The following is a 19,278-nucleotide window of genomic DNA, read 5'->3' as shown; positions in this document are numbered from 1 at the left end:
CGGCCGCGGCGTCACGGACGGTTCAGAAGCTGCGCCTGGCCAGAACGATGCGCGAGACGGCCGTATAGGCCGTCAACGCCGCGAAAGCATAGGCAAGCGTGGCAAAACTGGCCGGCAGAAGGCAGAAAGCGACAAAAAGCAGGATGGTTTCGGTCGCTTCCGCAAGCCCGGTGGTGAAAAAGATCGATTTTTCGCCACGCGCGTCGCTCGACAGCCCGCGTCGTTCGGCCATGACGGCGAACGCCAGAAAGCTCGCGCCATTGACGTAGAAGGTGAAGATCAGCACCGCGCCGGCGACCGCGTTGGCGGCCGGGTCGAGCAGCACGAAGCCAAGCGGAATCGCCCCGTAGAAGACGAAGTCGAGCACGATGTCGAGGAAGCCGCCATAGTCGGTCTTGCCGTTGAGCCGCGCCACGGCCCCGTCCAGCCCGTCGCCGAGGCGGCTGATCAGCAACAGCGCCAGCCCGGACCAGAGATAGCCGAGGGCGATCGCGCCGGTCGCCAGGAGCCCGACCGCGCAGGCCACCACCGTGACGGTGTCGGCGCCGACGCCGGTGGCGGCCAGTTTTCTGGCCAGCCCGTCGAGCATCGGATCGAGCCGCGGCTTGACCCAGCCGTCAAGCACGACCGATATCCCGACCGACCGCCCGGCCAAATCGCCGCGCGGATCGAAACGACGCACGCGAGAGCCCGTGTGCGGATCGCGGCTTGACCCATCGGGCCGGCTCGGCAAGGATTCTGTGCATGAACGTTCGGGAGCCTCAATGATGTACCAGGCGGTAACGCGAAACATAGAGGTGCGCGTGGAGCCTTTCTATCTCGATGAACGCTCCGACCCGTCACAATCGCGCTATGTCTGGGCCTATCGGGTCACGATCGCCAACAATTCGCAGGTGCCGGTGCAGCTTCTGTCGCGCTACTGGCACATCACCGACGCAGAGGGACGCGTCGAGGAAGTGCGGGGGGCCGGAGTCGTCGGCGAACAGCCGCAACTGGGGCCCGGCGATAGTTTCCAGTATACGTCCGGCTGCCCGCTTTCCACACCTTCGGGCATCATGACCGGCCACTATACGATGCGCGACGCGGCCGGATCCATGTTCGAGATCGACATTCCCGCCTTCTCGCTCGATCTGCCAGACGATGCGCGCACGTTGAATTGAACGGGCGTGAACGGTCCTGTCTTCACTCGCTGTCGGAACGCGTGAATTCGGCCGGATCGAACCGGTATTCCTTGGAACAGAACTCGCAATTGACGCGAATTTCGCCGTTTTCGACACTTTCGGCGATCTCGTCGTCGGAAAACCCGTCGAGAATGGCGCTGATCTTCTCGCGCGAACACGAACAGTCGTCGGCGACCGTCTGGCCGGGGAAGACGACCACGCCGTGCTCGTGGAACAGCCGATAAAGCAGCCGTTCGGCCCCGATCGTGGGATCGAGCAGTTCGTCCGCCTCGATGGTGGCAAACAGCGCCAGCAATTCGGCCCAGGCGTCGTCGAGACGCACCGGCTCGGCAGCGTCGCTTTCGCCGTCGCCGCCCGGCAGATCCGGCAGGCGCATGCGATCGGGCGCATCGGGCAAAAACTGCGCCAGCATGCCGCCCGCGCGCCACGACGCCTTGCCGCCTGCCTCCGGCAGGACCTGGCGGGCGACCGACAGCCGCACGTCGGTTGGGATTTGTTCCGACTGCCTGAAATAGTTGCGCGCGACTTCCTCCAGCGACGCCCCGTCGAGCTGGACGACGCCCTGATAGCGCTGCATATGCGCGCCCTGGTCGATCGTCATGGCCAATACGCCGGTGCCCAGCAGTTGCTCGGGCGCGGTGTGTCCTTCTTCCTGGGCGCGGGCAAGCCTTGCCTCGTCGAAACGGGCGTAGGCGCGCATGGCACCGCGCGCGGCGAAATCGGCCACCAGCATGTCAACCGGTCCGTCGGACTGGGTCTGCAGGATGAGCTTGCCGTCGAATTTGAGCGAACTGCCCAGAAGCGCGGTCAGCACCACGCATTCGGCCAGCAGCCGGGCCACGGGCTCGGGATAGTCGTGGCGCGCGAGCATGGTGTCGAGCATCGGCCCCACCTGCACCGCCCGGCCGCGCACGTCCAGCGCCTCGACCTGGAACGGCACGATGACGTCGTCGCCGGCATGACCGAAATCGCCGAGCTTCAACCGTTCACTCACCCGCGCCCGTCCCCGCCAGGCACCAGGCCAGCACCGCCTTTTGCGCGTGCAGCCGGTTTTCCGCCTCGTCGAACACCACCGAATGCGGCCCGTCGATGACGGCGTCGGTCACTTCCTCGCCGCGGTGAGCGGGCAGGCAATGCATGAACAAGGCGTCGGGCTTGGCGTTCTCCATCAGCGCCTCATTGACCTGATACGGCACGAAGACGTTGTGGCCGCGGGCGCGGTGTTCCTGGCCCATCGACACCCAGGTGTCGGTCACGACGCAATCGGCATCGCGCACGGCATCCTCGGGCTTGTCGTGGAAGGCGATGCTGGCGCCCTCGCCGCGCGCCCAGGCCACATAGGACGGCTCCGGCTCCGAGCCCTCGGGCACGGCGATGTTGAGCGCGAACTGGAAACGGGCAGCCGCCTCGACCAGGGAATGCAGCACGTTGTTGCCGTCGCCGGTCCAGGCGAACAACCGGTCCTTGACCGGACCGCGATGCTCCTCGAACGTCAGGATATCGGCCATGATCTGACAGGGATGGGTGTCGTCGGTCAGGCCGTTGACGACCGGCACCGTCGCGTTGGCCGACATTTCCAGCAGGCGATCGTGCGAGGTCGTACGGATCATGATCAGGTCGACATAGCGCGACAGCACCTTGGCCGTGTCGGCGATCGTCTCGCTGCGGCCGAGCTGCATTTCGGTTCCCGTCAGCATGATCGTCTCGCCGCCGAGCTGGCGCATGCCGACATCGAACGACACCCTCGTCCTGGTCGAGGGTTTGTCGAAGATCATCGCCATGACCTTGCCCTCGAACGGCCGCTCGCGCACACCCGATTTCAACACCGCCTTGCGCGCTTTTGCATCCTCGAGAATGGCGCGCAGCGTCTCCGGCGGCAGCGCCGACAGATCGGTGAAGTGGCGCGGCCGCCTGGCGGTCGGGGCGTTTGCCGTCGCGTCAGGCATCGACAGCCACCTTGGACAGCTTCTCGGCGGCATCGCGCATATGGCCAAGCGCGACGCGGATTTCCTCGTCCGACACCGTCAGCGGCGGCAACAGCCGCACGACATTGTCGCCGCCGGGAACCGTGAGCAGGTTTTCGTCGCGAAAGGCGAGCGTTACGGCGGCATTGGCCTGCCGGCATTTCAGCCCGAGCATCAGCCCGGTGCCGCGGAATTCCTCGAACACGGCCGGAAAGGCGTCGACGAGTTCGGCCAGACCCTGACGCAAGAGCAGGGATTTGCGGTTGACCTCGTCGAGAAAACCGTCGCCTAGAATGACATCGAGAACGGCATTGCCGACCGCCATCGCCAGCGGATTGCCGCCGAACGTGGTGCCGTGGACGCCGGCCGTCATGCCGGTGGCGGCTTCGTCGGTCGCGAGGCACGCACCGAGCGGAAAGCCGCCGCCAATGCCCTTGGCGATCGCCATGATGTCGGGTTCGATCCCGGCCCATTCATGCGCGAAAAGCCGCCCCGTGCGCCCGACGCCGCACTGGACCTCGTCGAGAATAAGCAGAATGCCGTGCCTGTCGCACAGATCGCGCATCGCTTTCAGCATGTCGTTGGCAACCAGACGAATGCCGCCCTCGCCCTGCACCGGCTCGACGAGGATGGCGGCCGTTGCCGGCGTGATCGCGTTTTTCAGCGCCTCGATATCGCCGAACGGCACCTGGTCGAAGCCCTGGACGTCGGGTCCGAAACCTTCCAGATATTTCTTCTGACCGCCGGCCGCGATGGTGGCCAGCGTGCGCCCGTGGAAGGCGCCTTCGATGGTGATGATGCGATTGCGCTCCGGCCGGCCGGCGACATAATGATAGCGCCGCGCCGTCTTGATCGCGCATTCCAGCGCCTCGGCGCCGGAATTGGTGAAAAACACCTTGTCGGCGAACGTGTTCTGCGCCAGACGCTCGCCGAGCCGGCTCTGGCCGGGGATCTCGTAGAGATTGGAGACGTGCCACAGCTTGCCGGCCTGCTCGCCGAGGGCGGCGACCAGATGCGGGTGGGAATGGCCGAGCGAATTGACGGCGATCCCGGCGGCGAAGTCGAGGAAACGCTCGCCATCGGACGTAATCAGCCAGCTGCCCTCGCCGCGTTCGAAGGCGAGCGGAGCCCGTGCAAAAGTTTCATACAGCGCTGAACCACTCATGAGCGCACGCTCCGTTCCGCGTTTCGGATCGGCCGCAAAGCCTTGTAAAAACCGGCCGCGGCCACCAAATCAAAAAGCCGCCCTCCGGGCGGCCGCGTCGTCAGCATATCGGTTTTTTTGGCGCCAGAGTCAATGTTGCGGCTTCGTGGGAAGCGAGGCCGCAAATCCGGCCGACCGGACGCGGCGGCGGCAAGTTGGGGAAAACCGAGAAATCGGATTCAGCGAACCGGCGCGACTCTTGTCATGGAGTCAGCCGCTATTGTAGTTTGAGCGCAAGAAAAAACTATATTTCGTGCGGCGGACAATCTCACCGGGTACATCTCGTGTCTTCCTGGCTTTGCCGGGACGGGAAACGATTCCGATTCCGCCACCCGAATGCACCAGGAGCGTGAGCGGATGAACTGGACGGATGAAAGGGTCGAACTGCTGAAGAAGCTGTGGGCGGAAGGCCTGAGCGCCAGCCAGATCGCGGCCCAATTGGGCGGTGTCAGCCGCAATGCCGTGATCGGCAAGGTTCATCGTCTGAAGCTTTCCAGCCGTGGCCGCGCCTCGGCCGCGCCGAGCCGGCCGAAGAAGACCGCGCGGCCCGGCGCCACCGGCAAGCCCGCGCCGCGTTCCTCGGGCTCACGCCCGCTGCCGCAGACGGTGGGCGCCAACGCTCTCAATGCCGCGATCGACGCCGACGCCGTCCCGCGCCCCATGCCGCGGCCGGCAGAAGACGTGGTGGTGCCGATCTCGCGGCGCCTTTCGCTGGCGGAGCTGACCGAGCGGACATGCAAATGGCCGAACGGCGATCCGCTACACGAGGATTTCCACTTCTGCGGCAACGAAACGGCGGAAACCGGGCCCTACTGCACCTACCATTCCCGCCTCGCCTTTCAGCCGGCCTCCGAGCGCAGACGTCAGCGTTGACCGAGGCGCGGCGACCGCGATCCCTCAAAATTGCGCTTGCTGCGCCTCGACCCGCGCGGGCTGTCGGAGCTTGTAAACCGTTCAAGCGGCCCGCCGGCCGGCGGGCTCATTTGGTCGGGATGACGACCTTGTGGCTCTTGTCTTCCTTGGGGCGCTCGGCCGGCATCTGATCGCCGGTCACGATGTGATAGACGGTTTCGGCGATGTTGGTGGCGTGATCGCCGATGCGCTCGATGTTCTTGGCGCAGAACAGCAAATGGGTACACGAGGCGATGTTGCGCGGATCCTCCATCATATAGGTGAGCAGTTCGCGAAACAGCGAGGTGTACATGGCGTCGATATCGTCGTCGCGGTCGCGCACCTGGCCGATACGGGCGACGGAGCGCGTGGCGTAGGCGTCGAGCACCTCCTTCAACTGGGTCAGCGCAAGCTGGGCCAGCGCCTCGAGCCCGCGAAAGAGCTGTATCGGTTGCGCGGCGTCGCTCAGCGACACGACACGCTTGGCGATGTTCTTGCCGAGGTCGCCGACCCGTTCGAGATCGGAGGAAATCCTGATCGCGCCGATGATCTCGCGCAGGTCGTCTGCCATCGGCTGGCGTCGGGCGATGATGATGACGGCCTTGTCGTCGATGTCGCGCTGGGCCTCGTCCAACGCCATGTCGTCGGCGACGACCTTACGCGCCAGATCGGTGTTGGAGGCGACCAGCGCCTGGACGGCCTGGTCGACCATACGTTCGGCATGGCCGCCCATGAAGGCGATCCTATTGGCCAGGAACTTCAGTTCCTGGTCGTAGGCGTTCATGATGTGATCGGACTTCATCGCGGTGCCACTCCAAGGCGCAGGATCGGCCCTCTATACGCCATGCACATGACCTAAAAAAGAACGGGGCGAACGGCTTGCAGCCGTCGCGTCTCATGACGAACGGCTTTGGCTTGGCGGGAACTGAACCGTGAAAGCCGCACCCTCGCCAGACGGCGAACGGATCGTCAGGCGTGCATTGTAGCGGGTTAGAATATGCTTGACGATGGCCAGGCCGAGCCCCGTCCCCTTCTGGGCGCGGCTGGTTTCGGCATCGACGCGGTAGAACCGTTCGGTCAGGCGCGGAATGTGCTCTTCAGGTATTCCCGGCCCGAAATCGCGCACCGTCACGCTGGGGCCGCTCGCCTCCGCGCCCGTGCCCGCATCCAGCGACACCACCACCTTGCCGCCGGACTGGCCGTATTTGCAGGCGTTTTCGACCAGGTTCTCGAACACCTGGATCAACTCGTCCGGCTGGCCGAGAATTTCCACCGGCACGGGCGGGACTTCCCTGACGATCGTCACGCCCACCTCGGCGGCCAGATGGTTCATCGCGTCGATGACCCGGTCGATGACCTGGCGCAGGTCGACCGCCCTTGACGGCGCGGCATAGGTCTTCATCTCCAGTCGCGACAGCGACAGCAGATCGTCGATCAGCCGCGCCATGCGCGCGGTCTGGTCCTGCATGATCTGCAGAAAATGATCGCGGGCCTTGGCGTCGTTGCGGGCCGGACCACGCAGGGTCTCGATGAACCCGGCCACGGAGGCGAGCGGAGTGCGCAACTCGTGGCTGGCATTGGCGATGAAATCGGAGCGCATGCGGTCGATCCGCCGCGTCTCGCTCTGGTCCTTGAAGACCAGTACGAAAAGTTCGGTGCCATGGCCGAGCGGCCGTCCGACGACGCGGAACCAGCGTTCGATCGGAACGCGCTCGGCATAGTCGGTAACGTGCGGTTCGGCCGCACCCTCGCGAAGCCCGCTCAAAAAACTCTGGAATTCCGGCGTGCGGAACCGCAACTGGATCAGCGTCCCGGCCCGGAAATCGCCGAACGCGGCGCGGGCGGCGTCGTTGGCATGGACGATCGCGCCCGCCTGGTCGATCATCACCAGCGGATCGGGAATGGCGGCGGCCAGATATTCGGCCGAATAAGGCTGAAGCCCGGCGGAAGCCGGTGCCGCCGCGCCCGCGGAAGTCGGCAGCGGTGCGCGCGCGCCGGGCCCGAACGCGGCGACCGCCAGAACCGCGGCCAACGCAAGCCCCGCGACCGGCCAGTCGAGGCCGCCGAGCCAGGCCAGGACGACGATCGCCGCGCAACCGGTCGCAACGAGCCATTTCGCCCGTCTCAGATTGGATGCGCCGCGCCGCATCCACCGATCTATCGCCTCGTCAACCGCCATCGAGCCTAACGCGCTCCGCCTGTGCGCGCCCCACGCGCGGGCGTCTTGGAATCGACCCGCTGCACTGGACGCCTGCCGGAGCGCCCCATAGCATGGCCGCGACCGCAATTCGGAGAAAAATCAATGTCCAAGGCCGACCTCGCGCATCCTGAGCTGAACGCAGACCCGATCAAGCTTACCATCGACGGCGAGGAACGCGTGTTCGACATCAACGATCCCAAGCTGCCGGACTGGATCAAGGACAACGATATGGCGTCCGGCGGCTATCCCTATGCCGACAAGATGGACAAGGACGACTACGAAGACCGGCTCGAACGGCTGCAGATCGAGCTGGTCAAGCTGCAATACTGGCTGCAGGCCAGCGGACATCGCGTCCTGTCGCTTTTCGAGGGACGGGACGCGGCTGGCAAGGGCGGCACCATTTTCGTCATCCGGCAATATATGAACCCGCGCGTGGCCCGCAACGTCGCCCTGCCGAAACCGACCGAGGTCGAGCGCGGCCAATGGTATTATCAACGCTATATCGAGCATTTCCCGACCGCGGGCGAATTCGTCACCTTCGACCGATCCTGGTATAACCGGGCGGTCGTGGAGCCGGTGATGGGGTTCTGCACGCCGGCACAGACGGAGAAATTTCTCGGCGAAACGCCCTCCTTCGAGCGCATGATCGTCAATGAAGGCATTCATTTCTTCAAATTCTGGCTCAATATCGGCCAGGAAATGCAGCTCAAGCGGTTTCATGACCGGCGCCACGACCCGCTGAAGATCTGGAAATTCTCCCCGATCGACATTGCCGGCATGGGCCTTTGGGACGACTACACACGGCGTCGTGACATGATGATGAAACGCACGCATACCGCGCATGCCCCGTGGACCGTGCTGAAGACCAACGACAAGCGGCGCGCGCGGCTGGCGGCGATCCGCCACATCCTGTCGTCGCTGCCTTATGACGGCCGCGACGACGCGCTGATCGGCGATCAGGACGACAAGATCGTCTGCGCCGGGCCGCAGATCATCGGAAGCTGACGCGCGGACCGGCCGGTTGCGGCGGGCGTGGGGACCTCCGGAAGCGGGCATGCGGGCTGCCGGTCTCGCCCTCGGTGCCGGCGTGGCGCTTGTGCGGCGTCTTTTCCCAATAATGCGGCCACCAGCAGATCTGCCAGCAGGCGCGCAACGCGGCTGCCGACATCAAAAGCCAATAGGCCGGCGTCAGCGCGGCGTTCTTCCAGAAACCGCGCCTGTCGGCCTTGTCGAGGCAGCGCAAGCCCAGAGCCAGGAACGAGCCGTAGCCGAGCACCATGTTGAAAAGCGCGAGCGCCAGCAGCACGGCGTCGCCGCCATCGAGCGTGCCGGCCCAGCCCAGCTTGGCCCCCAGATAGGCGATGCTCGCCAGCAGGACGGGATGCGCGAGCGCCGAGGCGATCATGCCGGCGAACATCACCTGGACCGCGATGAAGGACGCCGCCCCGACCTCGCGATAAAACCGCGCCGGTCGACGCATATGAACGAACCAGGTCTGGATCCAGCCCTTGAACCAGCGCGTGCGCTGGCGCAGCCAGACCCCGACCTCGTCGGGTGCGTCCTCCAGGGTCGGACAGGTGATGGTCTCGCAGCGATAGCCGAACCGCGCGAAGCGGGTTCCCAGATCCGCATCCTCGGTGACGTTGTAGGGATCCCAGCCACCGACCGCGATCAGCGCGCGCCGACGGAAATGCGGCCTTATGTATCAACAGCACCAACATTTCCAAGGCGCATCATAGCGGGTTCCCATAGAATCCGCACCTATGAGACCTTCACGTACAGACACCTACGACCACACGATATCCGGGTTGCTCCGCAAGCGCGGCGAAATGCTCGCCAATCTTGCCGATCTGCGGGAACAGATCGCGGTCCAGTCGAACGACCTAGAGGCCATGGAGCGCATCCTGGAAACGCTCGGCTATCAGGGCGATTTGCCGACGATTGCGACCAGAGCGCCGCGCATCGTGCTTTTCTACCGTGGCGAGTTGCGCGCCTTCCTTCGCCAGTCATTGAAGGAACATGGCCCGTCAACGTCGCGCGAAATGGCAGAGCGCCTAATCCAGATCGAAGGCAAGGACTCCCGCAACCGGCGCATGATGAACGACATCGTGAAGCGCATGGGGAAGGCGCTTCGGCAGATGCAGGACGCCGGTATTGTAACGCGGACATCGGAAAAGGTACGCGGCGAGTTCATCTGGAATCTTCAAAAGTAAACGATCCCTTACCGGGTCGCTTTTCCTTTCTTAACCACATTTCGGCACACTTCTATTCGGCGCGGCGAGGGCAACGGCGATGAACAAGCTATTCTTTGGCGATAATCTCGACATCCTGCGAGAGTATGTGGACGATCAAAGCATTGATCTGATCTACCTTGATCCACCCTTCAACAGCCAAGCTCAGTACAATGTCCTTTTTGAGAGTCCAAAAAATGCAGCAGCAGCTGCGCAGGCCGAAGCTTTCAGGGACACATGGACATGGGGTGACGAAACCAATTGGGCCTATCGCGAGATAATGGCCTCGGGCGGTGGTGTCGCAAAATTCATCGAGGCTCTGCGATCCGCCTTGGGCCAGAGCGACATGATGGCCTACTTGGTAATGATGGCCGTGCGGCTACAGGAACTGCACCGGAAGCTTAAGCCCGAAGGTGCGTTGTTTCTGCACTGCGACCCAACAGCTAGCCACTATCTAAAAATCATACTTGATGCGGTATTCGGGCCTCAGAACTATCTCAACGAAATCATCTGGCGGCGCACCGGCTCACACAACAAGGCGAACCGCTTTGGACCGATTCACGATGTCATCCACTTCTATCGCAAGTCGGATGCCTATAGGCATCGGCCAGTATTCCGACCGTATTTGAAGGGGCACGTCGAAAGCTATTTCAAGCAGAGCGATGAACGGGGCCGCTATTGGACAAACTCCATCCATGGCGCAGGAACGCGTAATGGAGAATCCGGGCAAAAGTGGCGCGGTTATGATCCGACCGCACGAGGAAGGCATTGGGCGGTTCCAGGTGAACTTGTTGAAGCGTTTGGCATTGACTCTAGCCTTCCGCAACATGAAAAACTGGACACCCTCGCTGATCTAGGCCTTGTTGACTTCCCCGATCCTTCGACCGGGTCTCTTCCAACGTACAGGCAGTATCTCGACAGCAGCCCTGGATTGCTGTTGCAAGACATATGGGCTTACCAGCCGTACACGAAGGGTCTTCTTCACGAAAGCGCGGAAGCGATTGACGAAGATGTTAGATGGCTTCCAGCGCAAGGCGGCCGCGAGAGGATAGGTTATCCGACTCAAAAGCCGCTGGGTCTTTTGGATCGCGTTATTCGAGCGGCATCCGACGAAGGCGGCATTGTGCTCGATCCATTTTGCGGCTGCGGTACGACTGTCGAAGCTGCGCAACGGCTTGGAAGGCAGTGGATCGGCATCGACATAGCGATCCACGCGGTCAAGGTGATTGAGGCGCGATTAGGCGAGCGGATTGGCGAAGTTGCATACGATATAGAGGGTATGCCTCGCGATTTTGCGTCTGCGGTGAAGCTGGCGGAACGCGACAAATATCAATTCCAGTGGTGGGCGAATTACCTTTTCAACCCCCACGCACTTCGCGAGCAAAAAAAGGGTGCTGATCGCGGCATTGACGGCGAACTATTTTTCCCGAATGGTCCGGCCCGCCCATGGGGGCGCATGCTCACATCGGTGAAAGGTGGATCGTCGGTTGGGCCGGCCATGGTGCGTGATTTCAGAGGTGTAATCGAACGGGAAAACGCCGAGATGGGGCTTTTCATTTGCTTGCATCATCCAACAGCTGCGATGCAGGCAGAGGCGGATGCGGCAAATTTCGCCGACACGGTACACGGCGATATTCCACGCATACAGATCGTGTCTATTCAAGATTGGTTCGATGGGCGGTTGCCGAAGCTGCCGCCGCTTGAACATCTGCCAACGGCTGCATTCTCGACTGCCAAACGGCGTGCCAAAGCGAAAGCGGTTCGGCCGCCCGATCCGTCGCAGCCCGAACTGCCGCTGAGCTTTACAGGTGGGAAATCCACTGGCGTCAAAAGACACTTCAATCCCACGATGGTTTATTCCGCGCCGGGCGACAAACGGAAAACGGCTTAGGCTGCGCGCCGCTGCCAGTACCCCGCCCACACCCGCGACACCGGATGATTGAGCGCGCCACCAAGCAGGGCGAAGGCGTTCGCACCGTTTGAGCGGCGGCGGTGATCTTCAAGCCAAGCGGCATGGTTCGCATACTGGTACAGGTAGCGGTGCGAAACGTGGTGGTGTTGACCGCTGACCATGCGGCGAAGGCGCGAGAAGTAGCTTTCGACAAAGTTCGTGTGCTTGCCGTTGCCGTCGCTGTAGGCTTCGCTGTGATTGATCCGGCCCGTCTCGAACTGCATTTCCAGAACATCCCAATGGGTGGCTTCATCGGCAAACAGCTTGGCCTTGGCGACGAGACGGGCGCGGGCGATTTCGACGCCCTCGGCTTCCCGGTTGCGCACGAATGACAGGGTGCGGCCCTTGCGCTCGCGCAGGGCGATGACGACGCGGCGACGGTCGGAACGGTTCTCGGTGCGGCGACGGTCGCGGCGATCTTCCTCGCGGTTCTCCGGGCGAACGTGACCGCCGAAATAGGCACCGTCGATTTCAACTTCGCCGTCGAGGATTTCATTCGCGGTTTCAGCCGCCAACGCCTCGCGCAGCTTGTGCGCCAGAACGAAAGCAGTCTTGTACTGCACGTCCAGATCGCGCGAGAACTGGACCGCCGACATGCCCTTGGAGCCGTTCACGAACAGGCAAATCGCGGCCAGCAGATCGGTGAAGGACAGTTTGCGGGAAGCGAACATCGTGCCGCTGGTAACGCTGTACTGCGCATGACAGGCCGCGCATTTGAACTTGCGGCGGGTGGTGATCGCGTAATGATCCAGGCATCCGCATTTGGGGCAAACCGGCTCGCCTTTCGTCTCCTGCCAGCGGAGACGCTTGAACGCCTCGTAAGCCTTTTCCTCGCCGCCCTGATAGATCGCTTTCAGGGAAAGGGTGCGGGCTTCTGCGGAAAGGAGGAAGTGCTGTGCCATTTGTCATCATATCCGTTACGTTCGTATCGGATATAGTACGTTGACGTATGGCTTACAAGGGCATATGTCATCATTTGCGATACTTTTTGCATCGAAGGTGATACATATGGCAGAGAAGACGGACTATGAGGCTCTAGCGGCCAACCTCCTGAAGGCCGAGTTGAAGCGGAAAGGCGTCACCTATTCGCAGCTTGTCGAGAAACTGGCAGCGATAGGCGTTGACGAGAAGGAAGTGAATATCCGCAACAAGCTTTCGCGGGGCAAGTTTACGGCAGCGTTCTTGTTACAATGTATGATCGCGATTGATCTTAGAGCGTTGCGGCTATGAAGGCTCGCTCGGCGTGAAGGGTAGCCATGACGGCTCTATCGCCCTCGTAATTATCCGTTCTGGAACAAAAACCTCGAACACCTTTTTGCGTCTTTCGACCCTGCCGCCAACGTTGATTGTCACCTCGACAAGAATTAACTCTACATCCTTGATTGAGATGTCTCGATCAAAGACGCGGACTTTATGAGCGTCGTCCGGTTTCCGCAAAAATACTTGCCGCTCGACCTCCTCGCCCTTTGCCCCACGCGCTGTCTCCCAAAGGGTAATGGGAGGCGTCTCCCATTTCCATTTGGTCGTTCCGTCCATGTAGTGCCTTAACCTCGCGGCACGGCCAGTAAGAAAAACTCTGCCGCTGTTCCGGCCAAGCTTCACCTTAACTTCGTAGTCAAAGGCGCGATCATCCCTCGCATTGAATCGAAACTCAAATGTGGCTCGGTGCCCTCGCCATTCCTTCCATGTCGATAGAACCCATGATCGCGGCGATAGGAGGTCATCCACGATGAACGCTATCACCGCACCGATGCCGATACCTCGAAGTAGTGGGAGGTAGCCGGTCAAAAACTCCGCCATCTCAAATTGTCTCCCAAAGAGAGACTTCGATGCGGCGTCTATCAACCCACCTACTGGAAACCAAACGACCAGTTCCAGAAGCGCGGCCGGGATGACTTTCTTTAAGAGATTTCGAGGCTCGCCCATCGCAGCAGCATGCCCGCTTTCGGTCTGGTTGTGGAGTCATCATGACTCCACCCGCAGCCTTGGTGCCTTTGATACATAAGGCCGCGGAAATGGTTGGACGTGCCGCCGAGCGGGAAGCTCAGCCCGTGCCGCGAGAGCCAGGGCAAAATCCCGTTGAAATGCAACGCATATTCCATCTGGAACATGCGTGGCAGCGCACCGGCGGCGGCATTGGCCACCACCAGCGGCGCCTGGACGCAGGCCAGCCGCTCGTCGCCGTCCCGAAAACGTTGCCAGGCCTCCAGCAACTGCATGGGATGCGGGCGGTCCTCGGCGTCGTAGAGCGCCACCAGTTCGCCGCCGACCGCCGGCAGCGCGAAGGCGAGCGCCTTCGGCTTGGTGCGCGGTTGGCACGGCGGGACCCGAATGATCTCCATCCACGGTCGCAACCGCTGGCGGGCGATGGCGGCGAGCGTGGGCGCGTCATCGGCCTCGCAGACGAACTTGATCTCCAGCTTGCTGCGCGGCCACACGATCCGCGCCAACGCGTCGAAAAGATCGTCGATGATCTCGGCTTCCGAATGCAGGGCGATCAGGATCGTGTAGACCGGAAGCGTCCGCGCGGTCGCGACGGCGGGCGGACGCGGATCGGCGGGATGCGCTTGCGTCAACGCCGCCAGGCGCAGACCGACGCACATGAAAAAGATCGCGGTGATGACCACGAAGGCGGACCAGACCGTAATTCCCGGCGCCAGGGCGTAGGCGACCGGTCCACCGATCAGCAGCAGCCCGAGCGTCAGCCCCTGCCAGGAGGTCGCGCCCTGGCGGGCGGACAGGTCCGGCCGGGCGGCGAACAGGCCGCGCAAGGCCTCGTCCAGCAACAGACGCCGCGCCAGATCCAGCAACGCAGCGCGCAGGCTCCCTGGCGCGACCAGGCGCAGGCGGCTGACGAGATCGGCGCGACCGTCGAAGCGGCGGCGCGCCTCGCCCGGATTGAGCCTCGTCGACGACAACAGCACCCCTGGCGGTCCACCGCCATCGGTGCGCACGTGAAGCTGTCCGCGCGGCCGGGAAAGCAGCATAAGCAGTTCCCGGTCGCGCAGGACGAGCGCGCCCGACGGCGTGGCCGGTTCGAAGGCGAGTCCGATCTCGTCCGCCAAGGCGCGGTAGAGCGCGTCTTCGGGCACGAAGCCGGCCACGTAGAGTTCGTCGAGCAGTTCGGTGCCGTTAAGGTCGGCGCGCACGGCAAGCCGCAGCGCCTCGTCCTCCGACAGGCGCAGCCGGCGCAGCATCCCGCGCCAGCCGCTCAAGGTCGCCATGCCGGCGAGCAGGCGCGCACCGTCGTGCCACGGCGGCCGCCATGGACGCCGCGCGGGCGGCGTCTTTAGCCCGCCCGGCGCGCCTTGCGGCCCGCGCCAGCCCTTTCCAAGGCGCTGTTGCACCGTCTCCCCTCCCTGGCGAGGCGCGCCCGTAGCCGTTGTCCCCCCGGCCGGGCACGCCCGGTTCTGCCGCCGGCGCTCAGGCGGCCATGCGCGCGATCCGCTTCAGCCGGCGCAGCGTCGCTTCATCCTGCAGCGCGTCGTGAAACAGCGACACCTCCCGGTCGATGCGCGCGCACAGCTGGGCGGCATCGCCCTTGAGAAGCCCCCGCGTCTGGGTGAGCGCCCGAACTGGCTTCTTCGCCAGTTGCCAGGCGACCCGCGCGGCGGCGGTTTCCGGTTTTTCCGTTTCCACGAGATCGGTCACCAGGCCGAGCGCCTGCGCCTTTTTGGCGTCGAGCGTCTCGCCGAGGCAGAAGAAGCGGAAAGCATTGGCGTAGCCCAGTTTTTCCGGCGCCAGGATGCTGGTCGCGGCGTCGGGCACAAGGCCGAAATCGACGAACGGCACCCGGAACGTGCTCTGCACCGAGGCGAAGACCAGATCGCAGTGGAAAAGCACCGTACACCCCACGCCGACCGCGTCGCCGTCGACACAGGCCAGAATCGGCTTGGGAAAGGTCGCCAGCATGCGGAACATGTCGGTGACGGCCCCGATCAGGGATTGATGCTTGTTGGCGTCGAGGAATTCCGAAAGATCGCCACCGAGGCAGAAGCATCCCGACAGGCCACGCAGGACGACCACGCGAACGTCGTCACGCGCCTCCGCCTCGCGCAATGCCTGGGCGAGCCGCAGATAGGCCCGGTGATCGAGCACCGGACGGCCGTCCGCGTCCGACAGCGTCAGCGCGAGCGTGTGGTTGCCGAATTCGGTGACATGTGCGTTGTCCATGATTTTCTCCCATCGTCCAAGCCGCGCGGCCTTTGCCGGCGCGCGGCGCCCCATCTGGCGTCAGGACGCGCGCCGAAAGACCTCGTCCTCCGGCATGCCCCGGCTCAAGACCGGCGCATGATGGCCGCGGCGGCTGCGCACCACGTCCAGCGTCTGTTCGTTGAAGGTCAGCAAGGTCGCGACCACCTGCTGGCGGCCATAGGTCCGCTGATAGCCGAGCGGACGGGCCAGGAAGCTGAGCTGCAGGGCGCGCAGCACCCACATTGGCTCGAATTCGATGATCACCTGGTCGACGCCGCGTTCCAGGCCCCATTCGACGAAGCCGGCGATCAGCTCGCTGCCGACCGTGGACACGCCGCGCCGGCCGTCCCGATGCGCGTGGGTAACCGCATAGCGGGTCAATTCGAACACGTTGGGGCCCTTCGGCCCTTCGCCCTCGCACAGATCCGACAGAATGTCGGTCAGCAGATGCGGACGTGTGGTCGGCAGCATGCGCTGGTAGCCGGCGAGCCGGCCGTTGCGCATGCAAAGGTGATGGACCGCTTCGTCGTGGTCGAACTGGTCGCTTTCGAGGCTGTCGGGACTGCGAAGGTCGTCCCAGCCCATCTCCTCGACGAAGATCTTGTGCCTGAGCCGGCGAACCTCGTCCCACAGATCGGACCGGTCGGCCAACTCGTTCGTCGTCAGTGCGTAGATCATGGTTCCCTCCTGTGGATGGAGAGAAAAACTTACGACGAGTCCGGAGAGCGAATATTACGTGATCACGTAATGCCCGGCCTGCTCACGCGATCAGGAAATGTATCCGTGGCGAATGGCCTCGGCGACGGCGTGCACGCGATTGGCCGCGCCCAGCTTGCGCTTGGCGTTGAGCAGGTGTTTTTCCGATGTGTGCTCGGAAATTCCCAGGATCTGGGAGATCTCCCATTCCGACTTGCCCTCCGCGGCCCATTTCAGGCACTCGGTCTCGCGCGGGGTCAGATCGGGGCGCTGGTCGAATATGGCCTGGGCATTTTGCAATTGCATGGCGCGTCCGATCGCGTAGGTGGAAGCCAGTGAAACCACCCCCACCCCTTCGGGAGAGATGTCGACGAACTCGCCACCCAGCGACACCATCACGATGGTGCCCTCGATGGTGATCAGGGGAAAGGCGAAACCGTCCTTGAGCTTGAACTCGCCGGCATCGCCCATCACCTGGCGGGCGGTCTTGCCGGCCTGCAGTTCGCTGGTGGCGCTGCGCCAGTTCACCATCGTGGGGGAGCGTTTGATATAGGTGACCACCGGATCCTGGTCGACATAGTTGCGCGCCACGTAGCGCTCGAGCCAATCCTGCGGCCAGTCGCACAGCATGACATGGCTTTTCTGCTTGCCCTTGGGCGTTCCCGGGCGCGGTACGGTACCGGCCATGATCGCCGTCAGGCCGAAGCTGCGCGTCAGACCGAGCAACTGCCGACACACCGTTTCCGGTGTTTCAGCCCGATCCAGCTCTTCGATAAATTGCAGCGTATCGTCGAACTGCCCCATTCTTGACCCCAAATGGCCGGATTGGAATCGCAACGCACTATAGCGTGTACGGATTTTTCATCTATTAACCCGTGGTTGCAAATACGACAAACGATTGGGCCACAACGCGGGAGGATGAAAAAGGCGCGCTCACGTGCTAGCCATCGCACGGGGCGGTTGGGGATTTATGCATGCTGAGAGCCTTGTGCACCGTGTTCGTCTATCTGGCGTTGTCGGCGGCCCCGGCAGCCGCCGAGCCCGCCATCCCGAACCTATGGGACACGCGCGAAAGGCTGGCGAAACCCGAACTCGGCGAGTTGCCGCGCCTGCGCTTCCTGACCACGATCGATTTTCCGCCCTTCAATTTTCTCGACCGCAATGGCCGCCTCAGCGGCTTTCACGTCGATCTCGCCCGCGCGATCTGCGCGGAATTGTCGCTTGAAGATTTGTGCCAGATACAGGCTTTGCCCTGGGACGAGTTGTCCAACGCCCTGGAAGCGGGCCAGGGCGAGGCGATCCTGGCCGGCTTGGCGGTCACGGCCGAAACGCGCCAGCTCTACGCCTTCTCGCGGCCCTATCTGCGGCTGCCGGCCCGCTTCGTGGCGGCCAAGGACAAGACCGTCGCCGAGCCCATGCACGAGGCGCTGGCCGGCGAACGCGTCGGCGTGCGCGGCGGCAGCGTGCACGAAAAAATATTGCGGGCGCTGTTTCCCGATCTGCGCCCGGTGGTCTATTCGCGTTCCGACTGGATGCTGGACGACGTGCGCCAGGGCAAGACCGCGGCCGCGTTCGCCGACGGCATGGCGCTGTCCTTCTGGCTTTCGGGCTCCGGATCGCAATCCTGCTGCCGTTTCGTCGGCGGCCCCTACCTGCTTCCGGCCTATCTCGGCCCAGGCATGGCGATCGCCACGCGACGCGACAGGCCAGAGCTTGCCGCCGCCTTCGACTATGCGCTGCACGAGATCAACGCCAACGGCACTTTCGCCGAGCTTTATCTGCGTTATTTCCCGATCAGCTTCTTTTAGGCCCGGCTCCGTCGGCCAGTTCCTCCTTGCCGGCACCCGGCGTATTGGAGCCCGCCGCCCGCAAGGCGCGAAACGGCAGCAACAGCGCCCACACGAGGCCGGACGGCGCCTCGCCGCGATAGTCCGAAAGCCCTATTTCCATGCCGTCATGACCAAGCCGCGGCTGGGCGCGATAGGTGCGAAACAGGCGGTCCCAGAACGGGAAATTGAAGCCGTAATTGGAATCGGTCTCGGCGCGGATCGAGGAATGATGGACCCGGTGCATGTCGGGCGTGACCAGAACCCGCCGCAAAAGCCGGTCGAAGCCCAGCGGCAGCTTGGCATTGGAATGGTTGAACATCGAGGTTCCGTTGAGCACGATCTCGAACACCAGCACCGCCAGCACCGGCGGACCGAGCGCAACAACGACGGCCGCCTTCCAGACCATCGAAAGCAGGATCTCCAACGGGTGAAAGCGCAGGCCGGTGGTCACGTCGAAGCCGGTGTCGGCATGGTGCATCCGGTGGATGCGCCACAAAAGCGGGATCTTGTGGCTGGCGACGTGTTCCAGCCAGACAGCGAAGTCGAGCAGCACGAAACCGATCAACCCGGCAAGGCGCGGATCGACCTCGAACCAGCGTAAGATGCCCCAGCCGCGGCTTTCGGCCCACACCGCGGCCCCGACGGCCGCCGCGGGAAAGATCAGCCGCAGCAGGATCGACGAGATCAGCACCATCGACAGATTGGTGAACCAGCGCCGGGCCTTCAGAGCGCCGGCCATCTCGGCGCGCTCGAGACGGGGCGACCACAGTTCGAACGCGGCCATGGCGCCGAATATGACAAGAAAGGCGGTCAGGCGCGCGGCCGCCTCGGATATCTCGAACCCCTGCATATTTCCACCACCGGCTTTCGCTCGCTCAGGCGGTCAGTGCCACCGTGCAATGGCAAACACCAATCAACAGGCGGTGAGCGCGATTCC

21 protein-coding genes are annotated in these 19,278 nt (G+C 63.3%); 7 read left to right on the top strand and 14 right to left on the bottom strand.

The genetic code is table 11. The annotated features are described in order from the left end of the window. Positions 1-22 precede the first annotated feature (22 nt). On the bottom strand, positions 23-625 hold the full coding sequence (locus EP380_RS01175) for a CDP-alcohol phosphatidyltransferase family protein (protein ID WP_106572275.1): 603 nt from the start codon (positions 623-625) through the stop codon (positions 23-25). Positions 626-767: 142 nt separating this feature from the next. Here EP380_RS01175 and apaG point away from each other — a divergent pair, with 142 nt between their 5' ends. Continuing rightward, the gene (gene apaG / locus EP380_RS01170) at positions 768-1,160 is read left to right on the top strand and encodes a Co2+/Mg2+ efflux protein ApaG (protein WP_106572138.1); all 393 of its coding nucleotides are present in this window, start codon (positions 768-770) and stop codon (positions 1,158-1,160) included. A 22-nt stretch (positions 1,161-1,182) separates the two neighbouring features. Here the strand turns inward: apaG and EP380_RS01165 are convergent, their stop codons facing one another. The 3 genes from EP380_RS01165 to EP380_RS01155 are packed head-to-tail and all read right to left on the bottom strand — an operon-like array spanning position 1,183 to position 4,310. After that, positions 1,183-2,175 carry an Hsp33 family molecular chaperone gene (locus EP380_RS01165; RefSeq protein ID WP_238719658.1) on the bottom strand — a complete coding sequence of 331 codons (993 nt, stop codon included), beginning with the start codon at positions 2,173-2,175 and terminating at the stop codon, positions 1,183-1,185. Then, on the bottom strand, positions 2,168-3,127 hold the full coding sequence (argF, locus tag EP380_RS01160; RefSeq protein WP_127595723.1) for an ornithine carbamoyltransferase: 960 nt from the start codon (positions 3,125-3,127) through the stop codon (positions 2,168-2,170). The genes EP380_RS01165 and argF overlap by 8 nt, the downstream gene beginning before the upstream one ends. Further along, positions 3,120-4,310 carry an aspartate aminotransferase family protein gene (locus tag EP380_RS01155; RefSeq protein WP_127595719.1) on the bottom strand — a complete coding sequence of 397 codons (1,191 nt, stop codon included), beginning with the start codon at positions 4,308-4,310 and terminating at the stop codon, positions 3,120-3,122. The genes argF and EP380_RS01155 overlap by 8 nt, the downstream gene beginning before the upstream one ends. A gap of 396 nt (positions 4,311-4,706) precedes the next feature. Between EP380_RS01155 and EP380_RS01150 the strand changes: the two genes are divergently transcribed. Beyond that, on the top strand, positions 4,707-5,222 hold the full coding sequence (locus EP380_RS01150) for a GcrA family cell cycle regulator (protein ID WP_106572274.1): 516 nt from the start codon (positions 4,707-4,709) through the stop codon (positions 5,220-5,222). 106 nt (positions 5,223-5,328) lie between these two features. Here EP380_RS01150 and phoU read toward each other — a convergent pair whose 3' ends face one another. Beyond that, positions 5,329-6,042, bottom strand: a complete 714-nt coding sequence (phoU, locus tag EP380_RS01145) for a phosphate signaling complex protein PhoU (protein ID WP_106572134.1) — start codon at positions 6,040-6,042, stop codon at positions 5,329-5,331. 93 nt (positions 6,043-6,135) lie between these two features. Next, the gene (locus tag EP380_RS01140; protein ID WP_238719657.1) at positions 6,136-7,419 is read right to left on the bottom strand and encodes an ATP-binding protein; all 1,284 of its coding nucleotides are present in this window, start codon (positions 7,417-7,419) and stop codon (positions 6,136-6,138) included. A 123-nt stretch (positions 7,420-7,542) separates the two neighbouring features. Between EP380_RS01140 and ppk2 the strand changes: the two genes are divergently transcribed. Next, on the top strand, positions 7,543-8,445 hold the full coding sequence (gene ppk2 / locus EP380_RS01135) for a polyphosphate kinase 2 (RefSeq protein WP_127595716.1): 903 nt from the start codon (positions 7,543-7,545) through the stop codon (positions 8,443-8,445). Here the strand turns inward: ppk2 and EP380_RS01130 are convergent. Then, complete coding sequence (locus tag EP380_RS01130) at positions 8,432-9,142, bottom strand: glycosyltransferase family 2 protein (protein ID WP_127595713.1); 711 nt, start codon at positions 9,140-9,142, stop codon at positions 8,432-8,434. The genes ppk2 and EP380_RS01130 overlap by 14 nt on opposite strands. A 106-nt stretch (positions 9,143-9,248) precedes the next feature. Between EP380_RS01130 and EP380_RS01125 the strand changes: the two genes are divergently transcribed. Together EP380_RS01125 and EP380_RS01120 are read left to right on the top strand one after the other, a co-directional pair. After that, positions 9,249-9,653, top strand: a complete 405-nt coding sequence (locus EP380_RS01125) for a hypothetical protein (RefSeq protein WP_127595709.1) — start codon at positions 9,249-9,251, stop codon at positions 9,651-9,653. A 79-nt stretch (positions 9,654-9,732) separates the two neighbouring features. Then, a complete protein-coding gene (locus EP380_RS01120) occupies positions 9,733-11,562 on the top strand; it encodes a site-specific DNA-methyltransferase (RefSeq protein WP_127595706.1) in 1,830 nt (609 codons plus the stop codon). On the opposite strand, the gene EP380_RS01115 is transcribed toward EP380_RS01120, so the two are convergent. After that, on the bottom strand, positions 11,559-12,524 hold the full coding sequence (locus EP380_RS01115) for an IS1595 family transposase (RefSeq protein ID WP_127595702.1): 966 nt from the start codon (positions 12,522-12,524) through the stop codon (positions 11,559-11,561). The genes EP380_RS01120 and EP380_RS01115 overlap by 4 nt on opposite strands. Before the next feature lie 106 nt (positions 12,525-12,630). Here EP380_RS01115 and EP380_RS01110 point away from each other — a divergent pair, with 106 nt between their 5' ends. Next, a complete protein-coding gene (locus EP380_RS01110) occupies positions 12,631-12,852 on the top strand; it encodes a DUF6471 domain-containing protein (RefSeq protein ID WP_127595700.1) in 222 nt (73 codons plus the stop codon). Here the strand turns inward: EP380_RS01110 and EP380_RS01105 are convergent. The 5 genes from EP380_RS01105 to EP380_RS01085 form a co-directional block, all read right to left on the bottom strand. After that, positions 12,847-13,422, bottom strand: a complete 576-nt coding sequence (locus EP380_RS01105) for a hypothetical protein (RefSeq protein WP_127595697.1) — start codon at positions 13,420-13,422, stop codon at positions 12,847-12,849. The two genes, EP380_RS01110 and EP380_RS01105, sit on opposite strands and share 6 nt — an antisense overlap. Positions 13,423-13,523: 101 nt before the next feature. Then, complete coding sequence (locus EP380_RS01100; RefSeq protein WP_127595693.1) at positions 13,524-14,969, bottom strand: glycosyltransferase family protein; 1,446 nt, start codon at positions 14,967-14,969, stop codon at positions 13,524-13,526. 76 nt (positions 14,970-15,045) lie between these two features. Then, entirely contained in the window at positions 15,046-15,795 is a 750-nt protein-coding gene (locus EP380_RS01095) for an enoyl-CoA hydratase-related protein (RefSeq protein ID WP_106572131.1), read from the bottom strand. 60 nt (positions 15,796-15,855) lie between these two features. Next, complete coding sequence (locus EP380_RS01090) at positions 15,856-16,494, bottom strand: acyl-homoserine-lactone synthase (protein WP_127595690.1); 639 nt, start codon at positions 16,492-16,494, stop codon at positions 15,856-15,858. A 90-nt stretch (positions 16,495-16,584) separates the two neighbouring features. Beyond that, a complete protein-coding gene (locus EP380_RS01085) occupies positions 16,585-17,316 on the bottom strand; it encodes a helix-turn-helix transcriptional regulator (protein ID WP_106572129.1) in 732 nt (243 codons plus the stop codon). 170 nt (positions 17,317-17,486) lie between these two features. Between EP380_RS01085 and EP380_RS01080 the strand changes: the two genes are divergently transcribed. Beyond that, positions 17,487-18,320: a transporter substrate-binding domain-containing protein gene (locus EP380_RS01080; protein WP_106572128.1), complete on the top strand. Its 834-nt coding sequence runs from the start codon at positions 17,487-17,489 to the stop codon at positions 18,318-18,320. Here the strand turns inward: EP380_RS01080 and EP380_RS01075 are convergent. Next, a complete protein-coding gene (locus tag EP380_RS01075; RefSeq protein ID WP_127595687.1) occupies positions 18,307-19,191 on the bottom strand; it encodes a sterol desaturase family protein in 885 nt (294 codons plus the stop codon). The two genes, EP380_RS01080 and EP380_RS01075, sit on opposite strands and share 14 nt — an antisense overlap. Positions 19,192-19,278: the final 87 nt, after the last annotated feature.

The sequence above is a fragment of the Nitratireductor alexandrii genome (genome assembly GCF_004000215.1).
In the GTDB taxonomy this organism is placed as follows: domain Bacteria; phylum Pseudomonadota; class Alphaproteobacteria; order Rhizobiales; family Rhizobiaceae; genus Mangrovimarina; species Mangrovimarina alexandrii.
Note: the sequence above shows the minus strand (reverse complement) of the source record. Positions and strands in the feature narration are given on the sequence as shown.